At 70.4% G+C, this 15813-nt stretch carries 13 protein-coding genes and 1 riboswitch; of the genes, 6 read left to right on the top strand and 7 right to left on the bottom strand.

The genetic code is table 11. The features are described 5' to 3' along the window. Window positions 1–42 precede the first annotated feature (42 nt). Window positions 43–1269, top strand: a complete 1227-nt coding sequence (locus M3M54_RS00265; RefSeq protein WP_249020190.1) for an MFS transporter — start codon at window positions 43–45, stop codon at window positions 1267–1269. A 9-nt stretch (window positions 1270–1278) separates the two neighbouring features. Then, on the top strand, window positions 1279–3273 hold the full coding sequence (locus M3M54_RS00260) for a thioredoxin domain-containing protein (protein ID WP_249020189.1): 1995 nt from the start codon (window positions 1279–1281) through the stop codon (window positions 3271–3273). Here the strand turns inward: M3M54_RS00260 and M3M54_RS00255 are convergent. Then, on the bottom strand, window positions 3270–4610 hold the full coding sequence (locus M3M54_RS00255; RefSeq protein ID WP_249020188.1) for a glutamine synthetase family protein: 1341 nt from the start codon (window positions 4608–4610) through the stop codon (window positions 3270–3272). The genes M3M54_RS00260 and M3M54_RS00255 overlap by 4 nt on opposite strands. A gap of 143 nt (window positions 4611–4753) precedes the next feature. On the opposite strand from M3M54_RS00255, the gene M3M54_RS00250 reads away from it, so the two are divergent. Then, complete coding sequence (locus M3M54_RS00250; RefSeq protein WP_249020187.1) at window positions 4754–5224, top strand: ATP-binding protein; 471 nt, start codon at window positions 4754–4756, stop codon at window positions 5222–5224. On the opposite strand, the gene M3M54_RS00245 is transcribed toward M3M54_RS00250, so the two are convergent. The 3 genes from M3M54_RS00245 to M3M54_RS00235 all read right to left on the bottom strand — a co-directional run bounded on the left by M3M54_RS00245 (window position 5182) and on the right by M3M54_RS00235 (window position 6818). Then, window positions 5182–5562, bottom strand: coding sequence for a helix-turn-helix domain-containing protein (locus tag M3M54_RS00245; RefSeq protein ID WP_249020186.1), 381 nt, complete (start codon window positions 5560–5562; stop codon window positions 5182–5184). The two genes, M3M54_RS00250 and M3M54_RS00245, sit on opposite strands and share 43 nt — an antisense overlap. A gap of 31 nt (window positions 5563–5593) precedes the next feature. Then, window positions 5594–6142 (bottom strand): carboxymuconolactone decarboxylase family protein, encoded by a 549-nt coding sequence (locus M3M54_RS00240; protein ID WP_249020185.1) that lies wholly within the window; start codon window positions 6140–6142, stop codon window positions 5594–5596. Window positions 6143–6302: 160 nt separating this feature from the next. Next, window positions 6303–6818 (bottom strand): hypothetical protein, encoded by a 516-nt coding sequence (locus M3M54_RS00235; RefSeq protein WP_249020184.1) that lies wholly within the window; start codon window positions 6816–6818, stop codon window positions 6303–6305. Between the two features lie 38 nt (window positions 6819–6856). After that, window positions 6857–7019, bottom strand: a riboswitch (cyclic di-AMP (ydaO/yuaA leader). Window positions 7020–7187: 168 nt separating this feature from the next. Between M3M54_RS00235 and M3M54_RS00230 the strand changes: the two genes are divergently transcribed. After that, window positions 7188–8693 carry a DHA2 family efflux MFS transporter permease subunit gene (locus tag M3M54_RS00230; RefSeq protein WP_249020183.1) on the top strand — a complete coding sequence of 502 codons (1506 nt, stop codon included), beginning with the start codon at window positions 7188–7190 and terminating at the stop codon, window positions 8691–8693. Then, complete coding sequence (locus tag M3M54_RS00225; protein WP_249020182.1) at window positions 8690–9385, top strand: TetR/AcrR family transcriptional regulator; 696 nt, start codon at window positions 8690–8692, stop codon at window positions 9383–9385. Before M3M54_RS00230 ends, M3M54_RS00225 begins: the two co-directional genes overlap by 4 nt. Window position 9386: 1 nt before the next feature. Here M3M54_RS00225 and M3M54_RS00220 read toward each other — a convergent pair whose 3' ends face one another. Together M3M54_RS00220 and M3M54_RS00215 are read right to left on the bottom strand one after the other, a co-directional pair. Continuing rightward, window positions 9387–9917, bottom strand: a complete 531-nt coding sequence (locus M3M54_RS00220; protein ID WP_249020181.1) for a cytochrome c — start codon at window positions 9915–9917, stop codon at window positions 9387–9389. A 97-nt stretch (window positions 9918–10014) separates the two neighbouring features. Next, a complete protein-coding gene (locus tag M3M54_RS00215; protein ID WP_249020180.1) occupies window positions 10015–13323 on the bottom strand; it encodes a DNA polymerase III subunit alpha in 3309 nt (1102 codons plus the stop codon). Window positions 13324–13425: 102 nt separating this feature from the next. On the opposite strand from M3M54_RS00215, the gene M3M54_RS00210 reads away from it, so the two are divergent. Further along, a complete protein-coding gene (locus M3M54_RS00210; protein WP_249020179.1) occupies window positions 13426–14610 on the top strand; it encodes an MFS transporter in 1185 nt (394 codons plus the stop codon). Window positions 14611–14660: 50 nt separating this feature from the next. On the opposite strand, the gene M3M54_RS00205 is transcribed toward M3M54_RS00210, so the two are convergent. Continuing rightward, window positions 14661–15800 (bottom strand): aldo/keto reductase, encoded by a 1140-nt coding sequence (locus M3M54_RS00205; protein WP_249020178.1) that lies wholly within the window; start codon window positions 15798–15800, stop codon window positions 14661–14663. Window positions 15801–15813: the final 13 nt, after the last annotated feature.

Raw genomic sequence — 15813 nt, 5'->3', positions numbered from 1 at the left:
CCTCGGAACCTGGAACCCGTTTCGGACCTACGCTGAACAATCGTGACAGCAACGCGCGAAGCAGGCTTTGGCGGCGGCCCGCTGGCGGCGCTGCGTGTGCGGCCGTTCTTCTGGTGGTTCGCAGGACAGGTCACCTCGGCCTCGGGCGGAATGACCCAAACGGTGGCCGTCGGCTGGCTGATCCTCAGCTGGCATGGCAACGGTCTCGAGCTGGGCGTGCTGTCAGCGGCCGCCCTCGGACCGACGTTGCTGCTTGGGCTTTGGGCCGGCGCGCTGATCGACCAGCACCAGCGGCGCACGATCCTGATCTGGACGCAGAGCCTGTTCACGGTGCTCAGCCTGTTGCTCTACGCGATGATCGTCTCCGGAACGGCGAGCTACTGGCCGCTGATCGCCGTGACGCTGGCAACGGGGGTCATCACCGCGATCGACGCGCCCGCGCGCCAGATCTATGTGCTTGACCTGGTGGGAACCGAGCGGGTGGCGGGCGCGGTCAGCCTCTATGAGGTGATCGTCAACCTCTCGCGCGTGCTGGGGCCGGCACTCGGCGGTGTTCTGCTGGCCACCGCCGGCCCCAGCTGGTGCGTGCTGGTCAACGCGCTCAGTTTCCTGGCGCCGCTGGCGGTGCTCCTGCACTACCGGCCAGCACCGGCGCCGAGCACCCCCACCCGCAGCGCCCGCGGCAGTGCGATCGCTGGCGTGCGCTACGCCTTCTCGCAGCCGCTGCTGCGCACGCTGGTGTTGCTGGCCGCGAGCGCGGCGCCGCTGTTCACGCCGACGCTCTTCTTCCCGCTCTTGGCCACCCGCGTCTTTCACCTCGGCGGCAGCGGCTATGGGCTGCTCCTGGCGCTGTTCGGTATCGGCGCGCTGCCCGGCGCACTGCTGGCCTCGCGCGGGACGCCGACCGGCACGCGGGTGCGCACGCTGGCGCTCGCCACCAGCGTCTGCGTGCTTGTCTCGGCCACGGCCCCCGTGCTCCCGGTCCTGTTTGCCGGCACGGTGCTCACCGGCATGACCTCGATCTGGATGATCGCCGCCGCCAACGCGCTCGTGCAGCTGCGCGCCGCCCCGGAGCTGCGGGGGCGCGTGATGGGTGCCTGGACGGTCGCGCTGCCGGGTACGCTGCCCATCACGGCCGTGCTCGCCGGTGTGATCGCCGACGCGTTCGGGCCGAGGATCGCCTACGCGCTGGCGGGAATGGCGATCGCACTGGTCGCGCTCGGTGGCTGGCGCGCCTACGTGGAGCCACAGGCGCTGCGCGACAGCTAGCCTCAGCCCATGAACAGGCTCGCGCAGGAGACCTCCCCGTATCTGCGCCAGCACGCCACAAACCCGGTGAACTGGTACCCATGGGGCGAGGAGGCGCTGACCCACGCCCGCGCCGCGAAGCTCCCGCTGCTGGTTTCAATCGGCTACTCAGCCTGCCACTGGTGCCACGTGATGGCACACGAGTCCTTTGAGGATCCGCAGACGGCCGCACTGATGAACGCGCGCTTTGTGTGCATCAAGGTCGACCGCGAGGAGCGCCCCGACATCGACGCGATCTGCATGGCCGCCTGCCAGACGCTCACCGGCCAGGGCGGCTGGCCGCTGAACGTGTTTCTGACACCCGACGAGCGTCCGTTCTTCGCCGGCACCTACTTTCCGCCCGCCGCCCGCCCCGGGATGCCGAGCTGGCGCATGGTGCTCGAGGCGATCGACGAGGCCTGGCGCGAGCGTCCCACGCAGGTCACCGAGCAGGCCGCACGGCTCGCCGCGACGATCGCCGCCCGCGCCGAGGGCGTCGGCACACCGAGCAGCGGCACCACAGCCCTCAGCACATCGACGCTGAGCGAGGCGGTGCGCAGCCTGACGCAGAGCTTCGACCGCGTGTACGGCGGCTGGGGCGACGGCTCTGGCGGCGCCGCCGGCGGCCCCAAGTTCCCGCCGCACTGCACGCTCGAGTTCCTGCTCGCCACCGGCGACGTGGAGCTCGCGCCCGCGACGCTCCATGCGATGGCCGCCGGCGGCATCTACGACCAGGTCGGCGGCGGCTTCGCGCGCTACGCGGTTGACGCCGGCTGGACGGTGCCGCACTTCGAGAAGATGCTCTACGACAACGCGCTACTGGCCCGCGCCTACCTGCACGGCTGGCAGGTGACGCGGGAGGCGCGCTTCGCCGAGGTTGCGACCGAGACGCTCGACTGGGCGCTGGCTGCGCTGCGCGGTCCCGAAGGCGGCTTCTACGCCTCACTCGACGCGGACTCGGCCGGCGTCGAGGGGAGCTTCTACGTGTGGACGCTTGAGGAGCTGCGCGAGGCGCTCGGCGCCGAGCTCGCAGCGCCGGCCATCGCCTACTTCGGCGCCACCGAGGAGGGTAACTTCGAGCACGGCACAAACGTCCTGCAGGCGCGCGGCGAGCCTCCCGCACAGCTGGCGGAGATCCGCGCTGCCCTGCTGGCCGCGCGCTCCCGCCGTGAGCGTCCGGGCCTGGACGACAAGCGCCTGACCGCCTGGAACGCCCTCATGATCGCCGCACTCGCCGACGCCGGTGCCGCGCTTGCGCGGGAGGACTACGTGGACGCCGCGCGCCGGTGCGCGAGCTTCGTGCTGAGCGAGCTGCGTGACGGTCAGGGTGGGCTGCTGCGTAGCTGGAAGGACGGCGACGCCAGCCTGCCGGCGTACCTCGAGGACCACGCCTACCTTTTGCAGGCGCTGCTGGTGCTCTACGAGGCGACCTTCGATGAGCACTGGTACGTGCAGGCCATCGCGCTCGCCGACGTGATGATCGAGCGTTTCGCCGACCGCGCTGACGGCGGTTTCTTCACCACGGCGAGCGACCAGCCGCACCTGGTTGCGCGCATCAAGGACCTGGAGGACATGCCCACCGCGTCGGGCAACTCGGCAGCCGCGCTGGGACTGCTGCGCCTGGCGCGGCTTTCCGGGGAGCGCTCCTACGAGCGGCTGGCCCTCGGCGTGCTCGAGCGCCACGCGGCACTCGCACAGCACCATCCGCTCGCCTTCGGCCAGCTGCTCGAGGCGCTGGATTTCCACCTTGCGACCCCGCGCGAGGTCGCGATCGTCGGCGCCGGCCCGCTGGCCGGCGCCCTACGCACCCGCTACCGACCCCACATGGTGATCGCGGGCACGGACTCCAACAGCACCGACGCAAGCGCCGTGGCGCTGCTGCGCGGCCGCGAGCTCGTCGACGGCCGCCAGGCGGCGTATATCTGTGAGCGCTTCGTCTGCCGTCTGCCTGTCACCGAGCTCGAGGCGCTGGAGGCGCTGCTCTAGAGGACAGGCAGGTAGCGCTCGAGCTCCCAGGGCGTAACCTGAACGCGGTAGTCGTCCCACTCCTGGCGCTTGATCTCGATGTAGCGGTTGAACGTGTGCTCGCCGAGCGCGCGCAGCACGAGCTCCGACTGGGCGGTCAGCTCGATCGCCTCCCCAAGCGTGGCGGGCAGCTGCTCCACCCCGAGACGGCGGCGGTCCTCGGGCGAGAGGCGGTAGAGGTTCTTCTCCATCGGCGCAGGCAGCTCATAACCGTGCTCGATTCCCTCGAGCCCAGCCTGCAAAAGGACCGCGAAGGTCAGATAAGGGTTGCAGGCCGGGTCCGGGCAGCGCAGTTCGATGCGGGTGGCCCGCTCGCGTCCAGGGTGGTACATCGGCACGCGCACCAGCGCGGAGCGGTTGCGCCGCGACCAGGCGACATAGACGGGCGCCTCATAGCCGGGAACGAGCCGCTTGTAGGAGTTGACCCACTGGGCGAAGATCGAGCTGAGCTCGCGCGCGTGGCGCAGCTGCCCGGCCATGAACGCCTTGCCCACCGCGGAGAGGTTGTACTCGTCGTCGGGATCGAAGAAGGCGTTGCGTCCGTCACGGAAAAGCGACTGGTGGGTGTGCATGCCGGAACCGTTGCTGCCGAACAGGGGTTTGGGCATGAAGGTCGCATGACAGCCGTACTTGAGCGCGTACTCCTTGACCGTGATCCTGTAGGTCATGGTGTGGTCGGCCATCGTCTGCGCGTCGGCGTAGCGCATGTCGATCTCGTGCTGCGAGGGACCGACCTCGTGGTGGGAGTACTCGGTGTGGATGCCCAGCTGCTCCAGGCCGAGGACGGTGTCGCGCCGCAGATCCGAGCCGGCGTCGAGCGCGGTCAGGTCGAAGTAGCCGCCCTCGTCGAGCACCTCGGTGCCGCGCGCATCGCGGAAGTAGTAGTACTCGAGCTCGGGTCCGACCATCAGGTCGTCAAAGCCCATGTCGCGGGCGCGCTGCACCGCCCGGCGCAGGATGTGGCGCGGATCGCCCTCGTAGGGGTGACCCTCGGGCGTGCGGATGTCACAGAACATGCGCGCGACGGCGTGGTCACCGCCGCGCCAGGGCAGGACCGCGAACGTGCGGGGGTCGGGCACGGCGATCATGTCCGACTCCTCGACGGCGTTGAAGCCGGTGATCGAGGAGCCATCGAACCCCATGCCACCGTCGAAGGCGTCAGCCAGCTCGGTGGAGTTGATGCTGAAGGCCTTGAGGTTGCCGAGGATGTCGGTGAACCAGAGGCGGATGAAGCGGATGCCCTCCTGCTCGACGCGTCTGAGCACGCCCTCGGCGGTCACATCACCTTCGTCGTTCATCGCGCCCGAACGTTACTTGGTCGCCATGGCTTAGGAAAGCACCCGAACGGGAAGCAGGCTCTCTAACCGAACCGCAGTGGGGCCAGCCGGCGCGCCATGGGATCGCGAAACCAACAATCAGACACAGCTCGTACCATCGCTCCGTGATCGCGCTAGCCGCGCACCTCGATGAGTCTCGCACCGCCGTTCCGGAGGCGGTTGCGCGCCTGCGCAACCTTGTGGCGGCGTACGCCAGGACTGCCGGCCTCGCGGACGAGCGACTGGAGGCAGTGCGTCTGGCCGTTTCCGAGACGGTCACGAACGTCGTGCTGCACGCCTATCAGGATGGGCCCGGCGAGGTGCGCGTGAGCGCCCGCGTGAGCGGTGGCGAGCTCTGGGTGCTGGTGGCCGACGATGGTTGCGGGCCCAGCGTACCCTCCCCGCGGCCCGGCCTCGGCTGGGGGCTTGCGTTTGTGACCGACGCCTGCGACCGCTTCACGCTGGCCGAGCGCCCCGGCGGCGGCACCGAGGCGGCGATGGTCTTCCGCCTGCCCGAGGACCGGGCGCCGGCAGCAGCGCGGGTCCAGCGTCCTCAGTCGACGCCGCGCCCGAGCCAGCGCCGCGCCCACTCCTGAAGCTCGGTCAGCGCCGGACCGAGTTCACGACCCATCTCGGAGAGCGCATACTCGACTCTGATCGGCGGGCCGTCGTGCACGGTGCGGTTGACGATCCCGCGCGCCTCGAGCTCCTTCATGCGGGCCGACAGCAGACGGTCAGACAGCTCGGGGACTGCCTGACCGATCTCTGAAAAGCGCATCGGCCGCTCCATCAGCACCCGCAGGATCGCCCCTGTCCAGCGCCTGCCCACGAGCTCGATCGCCTCGTGATAGAGCGGACAGCAGCAGCCGTCCGTGCCCGGCTCACCGATCCCGTCGCCGGCCTGCGCGCGACTTGGATTTTGCACGACCCCCATCGCCTCTGGACTTTACGCCGACTGTCTCAGGTCAGGCGGCCTTCAGCAGCCGCGACTGCTCAGAGGACCCGTCCGGCGGGATCTCCGCCGCAACGCTCACCATCGCGACAAAGTGCTCGAGTGAGACAATCGCGATCGCCTCCAGCAACTGCTCCTCGCTCCAGCCGGCCTCGCGCGCCTGCTCGTGCAGGTGCAGCGGCAGACGTCCATCCACGACGATCGCCCGCACGTACTCCAGCAGCGCGGCCTCACCCGGATCCTGGGACCGAAAGCGCCGGGCAAGCTCGATCTCGTCACCGCCCAGGCCCGCGGCGCGAGCGGATCGGGCGTGCGTGGCCACCTCCTGCTCGCTGCCAAGCTGCTCGGCGACCGCGAGCGCGATCCGCTCGACCGTCGCCAGACTGAGAGTTCCGTGCCGCAGCTCGGAGCGAAAGCGAGCATAAGCCCGCAGGGCGGCAGGCGAGCCGGCCAGGACGCCGAGAAAGTTCGGCAGCTGCCCACCGCCGCTGAGCGCTCCGCGCAGAACCACCGCCGAGCGCTCAGGCGCCGTCAGCTCGTCGTGTATCGGAAATCTGCTCATCCTGGCTGACAAGCCAGTCTCCTAGGGCTCTTCACTTTCAGAACCTGCTTACTCTTGATAAGAGTAGCCCACCAGGAGCGCTCCAGGCGGTCGCGACGACCGCCTGGAGCGGCGGAGATCGTCTCGGCCCAGATGCCGGGGCAGTGGCCCCGCTGTGTGCTCAGTGCGCGACGGCGCCGATGACCAGCGCGATCCCGAGCAGCACCGCCCACATGCCCGCTCGATCGGGGCGCAGGCCCGCGCGCTCGTGAAAGCTCAGCCCTTCGGTTCGCCGCCGGCGCGGGGCCGGCAGGTAACGTCCGTCACCGTGGCCGCTGATCACGACCGTCCGACGCGACTCGCCGGCGCTCGCGCTCGCCCCAGGGTCAGACAGGTCGAACATGCGGGCGCGGCGCGGCCGATCGGGCCGGCGGCGCGGCTCGAAGCGCTCACGCTCCTCGAACCACTCCGCTTGAGCGGCTTCGAAAGCCGCGGGATCGCCGATCTCAAGTGGCACCCGCTGAGCGCCGCCGCTCGTGCCTGCGGACTCTTCCGCGAGCCCATGGGTGGCAGAGCGCCGGCGGGCTCGGATCGGCTCGTCGCTGACGGGCCGCCGGCGGCGCCGTGGCGGCTCTGACCAGCTGAAGTCGTCGTCGATTCTCAGCGGGCTACGGCCCTGCAGTTGCTGCCAATCCATAAATGTCGACCCCGTCTGCGGCAATTGAGATCGCGTCCTCTTTCTCGCATTTTTCGCTTACGGGGTTAGCTGACGGGCTCGCGCCGAAAGAGCGGCGCTACACGCTCACCTGAGCGCGACTCGCCCCAAAACAACTTGGGCCCCCCGCTTCCCACCGCCCTCGCAGGGGCGGTCCAGGCGGGAATTCAGCATTTGACGGTGCGGAGCCTAACAAGCCTCCCGGACGGATGCAGTTTGCGTAACCCTCAAACGTCCGGAGTTTCCGGGATCAGCCGATGAGCGCTGCGGCCCAGATCTAAACGCAGTCATAGTCTGCGCTTGTGCTAGGCTCAAACGCAGACTATGACTGCGTTTAGTGTGAGGTGAACGATGAACGGTGATGGACACGGCGCTGGCGGCGAGCTGCACGCGCGCCGCTGGTGGGTGCTAATGGTGCTGGCGCTGGCTCAGCTGATGGTCGTGCTCGACGCGACCGTCGTGAACATCGCGCTGCCACACGCCCAGCACGCCCTGGGCTTCTCCAATGGCGCCCGACAGTGGGTCGTGACCGCCTACTCGCTGGCGTTCGGCTCACTGCTGTTGCTCGGTGGCCGCCTGGCCGACGTGTTCGGACGCAAGCGCCTGTTCCTCACCGGGGTGATCGGCTTCGCCACAGCCTCGGCCGTGGGTGGCGCGTCGGTCGACTTCCCGATGCTGGTGGCCGCGCGCACGATTCAGGGCGCGTTCGGAGCGCTGCTCGCACCCGCCGCGCTGTCGCTTTTGTCAACCACCTTCACCCACGCCGACGAGCGTGGCAAGGCGTTCGGCATCTACGGCGGGATCGCAGCCGCGGGCAGCTCGGTGGGGCTGCTGCTCGGCGGTGTGCTCACCCAGTACCTGAGCTGGCGCTACACGATGTACGTCAACGACGTGATCGCGATCGCGGCGGTGGCGGGAGGCGTGGCGCTGCTGCCGGCACACTCCGCCGAGGACCGGGAGCCGATCGACCGCCGCGGCACGCTGCTGGCCTGCCTGAGCCTGTTCGCGATCGTCTACGGCTTCGCCCACGCGGCCACCAAGGCCGGCAGCGCCGGCTGGATCGATCCCCAGACGATCGGCTTCCTGACCGTGGGCGTCCTGCTGCTCGGCCTGTTCTTCGTGGTCGAACGGCGCGCCAGCCACCCACTGCTGCCACCGCGCGTGATCGTCGATCGCAACCGCGGCGGCGCCTACGCGGCGATGTTTCTGGCGTCGGTAGGACTGTTCGGGGTGTTCCTCTTTCTCACCTACTACCTGGAGACGGTGCTGCACTATAGCCCCGTCACGACCGGGCTCGCCTTCCTGCCGATGACCGGCATGGTGATGCTGACCGCCGGCCTGGCCAGCTCCGTGCTGATGTACCGCGTCAGCCCGAGGCTGCTCGTGCCGGCGGGTCTGCTCGTGGCCGCCGCGGGCCTGCTCTATCTACGTGGGATCGGGCTGCAATCACACTACGTGACCGCGGTGCTGCCGGCCCTGCTGATGGTGGCCGTGGGACTGGGCCTGGTGTTCGCGCCGTGCTTCAGCCTCGGCACGCTGGGCGTCGCCGGAGGCGACTCGGGCGTCGCCTCGGCAACCGTCAACGTCGCGCAGCAGATCGGCGGTTCGATCGGTACCGCGCTGCTGAACTCGATCGCCACCAGCGCGGCCGCCACCTACGTCAGCGCCCACGTGCACACCACCCACTCGGCGACGATGCTCACGGCGCTGTCTGCGATCCACTCCTACGTGGTCGCGTTCACCGTGTCGGCGGGGATCTTCGTCGGTGCCGCCGTGCTGATCGCGATCATGTTGCGCCCCGGCGTGGTCGATCTCGGCGCCAACGCCGAGCTTGAAGCCGCCATGATCCATGCATGAGCACCGGAGCACCAAGACGCATGCGGGCGGACGCTCAACGCAATCGTGACGCGCTGTTAGCAGCCGCGGAGCGGCTGCTAACAGCGCGTGGCCTCACGATCACGCTCGACGACGTGGCTGCAGAGGCGGGGCTCAACGTGGCCACCGCCTACCGTCACTTCGCCAACAAGCAGGAGCTGTTCGAGGCCGTGGTGCGCGAGGAGATCGACCGCGCCGCGGGCATCGTCGCGGACGCGGCCTCAAACCCGGACGCCGAGGCGGGGATGCGGGCGTTCCTGACGGATACGCTGGCGCTGATCACCACCAAGCGTTCGTTGCACGACATCCTCACACCGGGGGTCGCCGATCGCTGGTTGAGCGAGCTCGACGTGCGCCTGGAGCCGCTGCTCAGCGAGCTGATCGAACGGGGACAGCGAACCGGGGTCCTGCGCTCCGGGGTCGAGCCGGGCGACCTCGGCGTCGTCCTGCAGATGCTCTGCGCCGTGACCGACATCCCAACCGCCGACCCACAGGCGCTGCGCGTGCGGTATCTGGAGCTTTTGCTGGACGGGCTGCGAGCCACGGGCGGTACGGGTGACCTGCCCGGACAGGCGCCGTCGCCGCGAGTCGCGCGTGAGAGCCTCGAACAGGAGATGAAGTCGCGAACGCGCGCCGCGGGGCACGCCGCCAAGGCGGGCCCAGACCGCGGCTGAGCTAGCGGTGACCGGCGACGGCCGCCACGAACTTGGCGATGTCCTGGGCCTGCGTGCCCTCGACAATGTCGGCCTGCATGGTGCCGTAGCCCAGACAGGTCTCGCCGGAGTTGGCATCGACCGGCTTCTGCAGGCAGCCGTAGTTGATCGAACGCATCACCCTCGCATAGGACGGCTTGAGGATGTCGAGGTTCGGGCCGATCTGGCCGACGGCGTTGGCGGCCGCGAGCGTATGGCAGATCGCGCAGTGCTCGGCAAACAGCGCACGGCCGGTCTGCATCGCGGCGGTCAGCTTCACGCCGCCGATCTGGGCGTTTGTGCTGTCGCGGTTACCGAGCGTGAAGATCACGGGCACCGCAATGCCGACGCCCACGTACACGACGACGAGCGTCGTGGTCAGCAGTCGCGAGTTCGCGCGCTCGTTGCGCGCCAGTGCCTTGCCGATGAACTTGAAGCTGCCCCTCGACGCCCCGTAGAGGATCGCCGTGGCGACCAGCAGGAAGACAACGACGATGATGATTTCGCCAACCATGTGATCGGCACCTTACCGTGCGCGCCCGCGCGATGTCGCGCCAGCCGCAGCGCTCACGGGCACGTTCCCAGGCAGCAGCGGCCAGCGGGGTGCAGGCTCAGCGTCTGCGTCCCGCCGCAAAGCTCATCACCGCCGGCGCGACCGCGCGGAATCCGTCCAGGTCAGCTTCCTGACCGCCGCCTGGGGGTGCCTCGCGCCTGGCGCCCGGGAGCGACCGGACGTCTGCGTCCGGTCGCTCCCGGGCTTCAAGCGGCGCGATCCTGTCAGCCAGCACGTTGATCGCGCCGCCACCGCTGGCGTAGCGCTCAAGCCGGCCGGCCACCGCCAGCAGCGGCTCGGTGCGCACCGCCAGGCGGTGACGCTCGTAGACGGCCGGCGGCACGACCAGATTGATCACACCGAACTCGTCCTCGAGCAACACGAAGACGACTCCGGCGGCGGTGCCGGGACGCTGACGCGCCACCACCAACCCGCCCACGCGCACGCGCGTTCCGTGCGCCAGCGAAGCCAGATCGCGACTGTCCGCGAACCCCTCCAGAAGCCGCGGGCGCAGCAGCGCCAGCGGATGCGTGGCGGTGCTCATGCCCAGCGTGCCATAGTCGGCCAAAAGCGCCTCCCAGGCCTCCAGCGCAGGCAGCGCCGGCGCCGGCGGCAGCTCGAGCGGCAGCGCCAGCTGCCGGGAGCCGCCCCCCACATCGTGTGCCTTGGCTGCCACCCCCAGCTGCCAGAGCGCCAGACGCCGCGGGGCGACCGTGCCCGGCTGGCTTGAGGCGAGCGCGTCGCACGCACCCGACCAGGCCAGCAGATCGAGCGCCGGCGCACCGGCGCCGGCGCGGGAGGCGAGCGCCGCCAGGCTCGCAAACGGCCCGCCCTGCTCGCGCTCACCCACCAGCGCCTCGATCTCTGCGCGGCGCACGCCGCGGACGTAGCCAAGGCCGATCAGCACACGTCCCTCGGCGTCGAGCGTGCACTCGACGCTCGAGCGGTTGACATCCGGTGCGAGCACCTGGATGCCGCGCCGCTGCGCCTCGTGCACGAGCGCGTCGGGCGGGTAGAAGCCCATCGGCTGCTCGTTGAGCAGGGCGCAGAGGAACTCCGGCCCATAGTGCACCCGCAGCCAGGCCGACTGGTAGGCCAGCAGGCCGAAGGCGGCCGCGTGCGACTTGGGGAAGCCGAAGCCGGAGAAGCCCCTGACCTTGGCAAAGACGCGCTCAGCCAGTTCCGCGTCAACGCCATGCAGACGCATGGCACCTTCGATGAAGCGCCGGTGGTGGGCCTCGATCGCGGCCTGCGAGCGTTTGCGGCTCATCGCCCGGCGCAGATCCTCGGCCTCCCCGGGCTTGAATCCGGCAAAGGCGGCCGCGACCTCCAGCACCTGATCCTGAAAGATGATCGCGCCGAGCGTCTCGCGCAGCGCCGGCTCAAGCGACGGGTGCTCGTAGGGGATCTGATAGCCGGGGTCTGCGCGCAGCCGCTGGCGGCGCTCGATATAAGGGTTGACAGCCCCACCCTGGATCGGCCCGGGACGCACGATCGCGACCTGGATCGCGATGTCGGCGATGCTCTCCGGACGGGTGCGCAAAAGCGACTGCATCTGGGCGCGGCTTTCGATCTGAAAGACGCCGGTGGTCTGCGCGCTCTGAATCGCGTCATAGGTCTGCGGGTCGTCGTGCGGGATGCGGCTGAGGTCGACCCGCTCGCCGCGTGTGTGGGCGATCAGCTCGACGCATCGTTCCACCGCCGAGAGCATCCCCAGCCCGAGCAGGTCGATCTTCAGAAAGCCCGCGTCCGCGCACGAATCCTTGTCCCACTGCACGATGTAGCGGCCCGGCATCGCCGATGGCAGCACCGGGCAGCAGTCGACGAGCGGCCGCGTGGCGATGATCATCCCGCCAGGGTGCTGGCTCAGGTGGCGCGGCAGCCCGTGCGCCTGCGCCGCCAGCCGCGCAAGCCAGGCCCAGCGGCCGGTGAGCGGCGCGCCGCCGCTCACCGTCTCGATGTCGCGCCCCACCTCGCGCGCATCCCAGCCCTCGCTGCCGCGGGCAACCCGCTCAAGCTCCGCGGGCGCCAGCCCCAGCACCTTGCCCAGCTCGCGGATCGCGCCGCGCGCGCGGTAGGTCGGGAAGGCGGCCACCAGCGCCGCCCGGTCGGAGCCGAAGCGCTCGGAGACACGCGGGATCAGCACCTCGCGGATGTCGCGCGGGAAGTCCAGGTCGATGTCGGGAAGCGCCTTCAGGTCCTCGCTCAGGAAGCGTCCGATCGCAAGCCTGTTGGCGATCGGATCCACGTGTGAGAGCCCGGTCAGGTAGCAGACGATCGAGGAGACGCTCGAGCCGCGTCCGCGCCCCGGTGGCAGCAGTGAGCGCGCAGCGCCGACCTGCGGCCCACCTCGGCCGCGGACCTCGACGGCGACCTCGCGCGCCAGCTCGAGCAGCTCGTGATGAAGCACGAAGAAGCCCGCCAGGCCGAGCCCGTCGATCAGGCCGAGCTCTGTCTGCAGGCGCGCCGAGGCCTCCTCGCGCAGCGCCTGCGGCCCACCGTCGTAGCGCTCGCCCAGACGGGCCTCGCAGAGCGCTCGCAGCTCGCGCAGCTTGCCCTGATCCTCGGCGCCCGGGTAGCTGTAGCGCAGGTCACGGGTGAGGTCGAACTCGAGCGTCTGCGCCAGGCTGACGGTCTCGGCGACGGCCTGCGGATGCTCGTCAAAGCGCCTCGCCATCGCCGCCGGCGAGGCCAGCACGTGGCTCCAGTTGCCGCGCCGGTCGGGCTCTGAGGCGTCGAGCGTCGAGTGCAGGCGCAGGGCCACGAGCGCGTCCTGCAGCGGTGCCCGCGCGCGCGTGTGGGCGTGCACGTCGCCGCTGGCCACGCAGCCCAGGCCAAGCCGCCGGGCAAGCTCCGCCAGGCGGCGGTTGCGTGCCCGGTCGCCCTCCAGGTAGGGGCGCTGCAGCTCGACGCGCAGGCGCTCGCTGCCAAAGCCCTCGCGCAGGCGCCGCAGGGTGACCTCATCGTGGACCCCGTGCGCGTGGCAGCCGCTCAGGCAGACCAGGCCCTCGGCGTGGGCGAGCACCTCGTCGAGGCTCACGCACGGCTGGCCGAGCTCACCCGGGCGCTCGCGCGTGGCGGCATGCGCTCGCGTCAGCAACCGGCAGAGGTTCGCCCAGCCGCGCGCGTCGCGCACCAGAAGCGTCAGGTGGCGACCGTCGGCGAGGTCGAGCTCGGCGCCGTGCAGCGCCCGCAGGCCCAGCGCGGCTGCGCTCTGGGCGAACTCCATCGAGCCCGCCACGGAGTTGTGGTCGGTCAGCGCAAAGGCCTCATAGCCAAGCTCCAACGCGGCCACGACGAGCTCCTCGGGCAGCGAGGCGCCGTCCAGAAACGAGTAGGCCGAGTGTGCGTGCAGTTCCACGTACATGCGAACACATGTTCGCATCGAGCCACCCGCTTGACAAGCCTCCACAGCGGCGCCGCGTAGGATCCGCAGGTGCCAGGATGTTTGCGCCCAAGCCAACTGACGATGCGCATGCGTAGCCGGCCGACGCTGACCGCGGCGCTGCTGATCGCGGCGCTCAACCTGCGCCTTGCGGTGGCTGCGATACCGCCCGTGCTCGGGCAGATCCACGCGGGCACGGGCCTTGACTCGACGGGCGCCGGACTGCTCACAGGCCTGCCCTTGCTCTGCTTCGGACTGGCCGCGCTCGCCACGCCGCGCCTGATCCGGCGCTTCAGCATGGGCCCGGCGCTCACCCTGGTGCTGGCGCTGGTTGTCGCCGGCTGCGTGATCCGGCTGGCGCCGACGCTCGGGACGCTGTTTGCAGGAACCGCGCTGGTGGGCTGCGCGATCGCGGTCGGCAACGTGCTCGTCCCGGCGCTGATCAAACGCGACTTCCCAGGCAACCGGGTGCTGATGACGGCGCTCTACTCGGTTGCGATCTCAGGCGGCGCCGCCATCTCCGGTGGCCTGACCGTCCCGCTCGAGCGGCTGACGGGGCTGGGCTGGCGGGGCGCGGTCGCGCTCTGGGCGCTGCCCGCCGCGCTCGCGCTGCTGCTGTGGATGCCGCACGTACGCGCGGAGACCGGCGCCGGCGGCGGTGGTGACCACGGCGCGCCGATCCGCGCGCTCTGGCGAAGCCCCCTCGCCTGGGCCGTGAGCATCTTCATGGGCGCGCAATCGTTCGGCTTCTACGGCACCCTGAGCTGGCTGCCGACGATCGGCCACGCACGCGGCCTGTCGGCCACGCACGCGGGACTGCTGCTGTCGCTGGCGAGCTTCGCCGGCATGTTTGGCGCACTCGCGGCGCCGTGGTTTGAGCGGCGCGTGTCGCGTCCGATGACGGCGGTGGGCCTGACCGTCGCCACCTGCGCGGTCGGCTACGGTGGCCTGCTGCTCTTCCCGGGACCGCTGCTGGACCTCTGGTGCCTGCTCTTTGGCGTGGCGCAGGGCGCGCAGCTGGCGCTGGCGCTCGGCTACATCGTCGCGCGCGCGCCCGACAGCCATCACGCCGCCCAGCTCTCGACCATGGCGCAGAGCGTCGGCTACCTGATCGCGGCCACCGGCCCTCCGGCGATGGGCGCCCTGCACAGCGCCACCGGCAGCTGGACGCCGGCGATCGGGCTGCTTTTGCTGTCGCTGGTGGTCGTGTTCGGCGCGGGCCTCGTCGCCTCGCAGAACCGTCACGTGCTCGAGCCGCTGAGCGTCTGAGGCGGCGCTCTCAGCCGCGGGGCCGGCCAGCGGGCCGGGCCCCGCGGGAGTCAGGCCTTGACGAGGTCGCGGGCCGGCTCGATCGACCAGCGCTGGGCGACCTGCTCGAGGCGGTCATACAGCGGCCAGCTGTCGGCGCGCTCGGCACCCTGGTGCTCGGGCGTGGCGCCCTTGAGCGTCATGCAGCCGACGTTGTCCCCCAGGCTGCGGATCGTCTGAACGTCGGGCGCGCTCAGACGCTGCTCGGGCGGGAGCGCGGCCAGCTCGGCGCGCTTGTCCTCGATCGGCCGCGCCTGCGCGCCTGCCTCCTGCACGAGCGTGGGGACGACCGTGCGCACCGCCGGGTGGGCGAGGTTCCACTGACAGGCCAGCTGCAGCATCGTCAGCCCCGCCCGCTGGGCGATCGGGCGCATGCGCTCCATGCGCTCGCGGCCGGACGCGATCCAGCCGGCGGGCCGGAAGCTGCGGTGGTCGCGGGGACCGAGCTCGGCCTCCGAGGTGAGGTCGTCGTAGAAGAGCCCGCCGTAGTCGACCACGCGGGTGATCACGTCGATCCCGCGGGCCGCGGCGGCGTCGAGGCAGAGCTCGCCGGGCCAGGGTTCGAGCGGGTTGAGGATCACCATCGCCCAGTCGATCAGCCCGCCGAAGCGCTCGAAGCAGTCGATCAGGTCGAGTGTGAAGCCGTTCGCGGGTCCCGGGGCGACGCCGATCAGGCGCGTGAGTCCCGCCTCTTTGAGTGCCTGCATCCCCTCCCAGACCGTCTCGCTGGTGTAGCCGGTGCGATCGGGGTTGTGCAGCAAAAGCACGTCGAAGCGGTCGATCCCGCAGCGCTCGAGGCTGCGCTCGGTCGCCATCCGCAGGTAGCTCGCATACTCACCCGGACCCCGCAGGCGCGGGTCGGTGAAGCGCGGAAAGCCCTTGGCGCCGTCGCGCTCGCCCGTGTAGAAGTCGTGCCCGACGGCGCCGACGACGCAGATCCCATCGCGCGCAAGCGCGCTTGCCTGAAGCCCCCTGGCGACCCACGTGTCGGCCTCGCCGACGCCATAGACATCGGCGCTCATGAGCGTCGGGATCGCGCTGTCGGGGGTCATGAGCGCCAGGAAGCGCTCGTCGTCGAGCGGCTCGCCGAAGTGCATGAAGCGCCCGCCACTCCAGGTGCCGATCGCTGTGCGGGTGGGGTCGGTTGACATCTGTTGATCGATG

It is taken from the genome of Conexibacter sp. S30A1 (assembly GCF_023330665.1).
Classification (GTDB): Bacteria; Actinomycetota; Thermoleophilia; order Solirubrobacterales; family Solirubrobacteraceae; genus Palsa-465.
This window is presented reverse-complemented; position numbering and strand designations above follow the sequence as displayed.

Coding starts and splice junctions, on each gene's coding strand:
- M3M54_RS00245 (WP_249020186.1), bottom strand. CDS start 5,562: ATGGGGGTCGTGCAAAATCCAAGTCGCGCGCAGGCCGGCGACGGGATC.
- M3M54_RS00230 (WP_249020183.1), top strand. CDS start 7,188: ATGAACGGTGATGGACACGGCGCTGGCGGCGAGCTGCACGCGCGCCGC.
- M3M54_RS00225 (WP_249020182.1), top strand. CDS start 8,690: ATGAGCACCGGAGCACCAAGACGCATGCGGGCGGACGCTCAACGCAAT.
- M3M54_RS00205 (WP_249020178.1), bottom strand. CDS start 15,800: ATGTCAACCGACCCCACCCGCACAGCGATCGGCACCTGGAGTGGCGGG.
- M3M54_RS00240 (WP_249020185.1), bottom strand. CDS start 6,142: ATGAGCAGATTTCCGATACACGACGAGCTGACGGCGCCTGAGCGCTCG.
- M3M54_RS00210 (WP_249020179.1), top strand. CDS start 13,426: ATGCGCATGCGTAGCCGGCCGACGCTGACCGCGGCGCTGCTGATCGCG.
- M3M54_RS00255 (WP_249020188.1), bottom strand. CDS start 4,610: ATGAACGACGAAGGTGATGTGACCGCCGAGGGCGTGCTCAGACGCGTC.
- M3M54_RS00220 (WP_249020181.1), bottom strand. CDS start 9,917: ATGGTTGGCGAAATCATCATCGTCGTTGTCTTCCTGCTGGTCGCCACG.
- M3M54_RS00215 (WP_249020180.1), bottom strand. CDS start 13,323: ATGTACGTGGAACTGCACGCACACTCGGCCTACTCGTTTCTGGACGGC.
- M3M54_RS00260 (WP_249020189.1), top strand. CDS start 1,279: ATGAACAGGCTCGCGCAGGAGACCTCCCCGTATCTGCGCCAGCACGCC.
- M3M54_RS00235 (WP_249020184.1), bottom strand. CDS start 6,818: ATGGATTGGCAGCAACTGCAGGGCCGTAGCCCGCTGAGAATCGACGAC.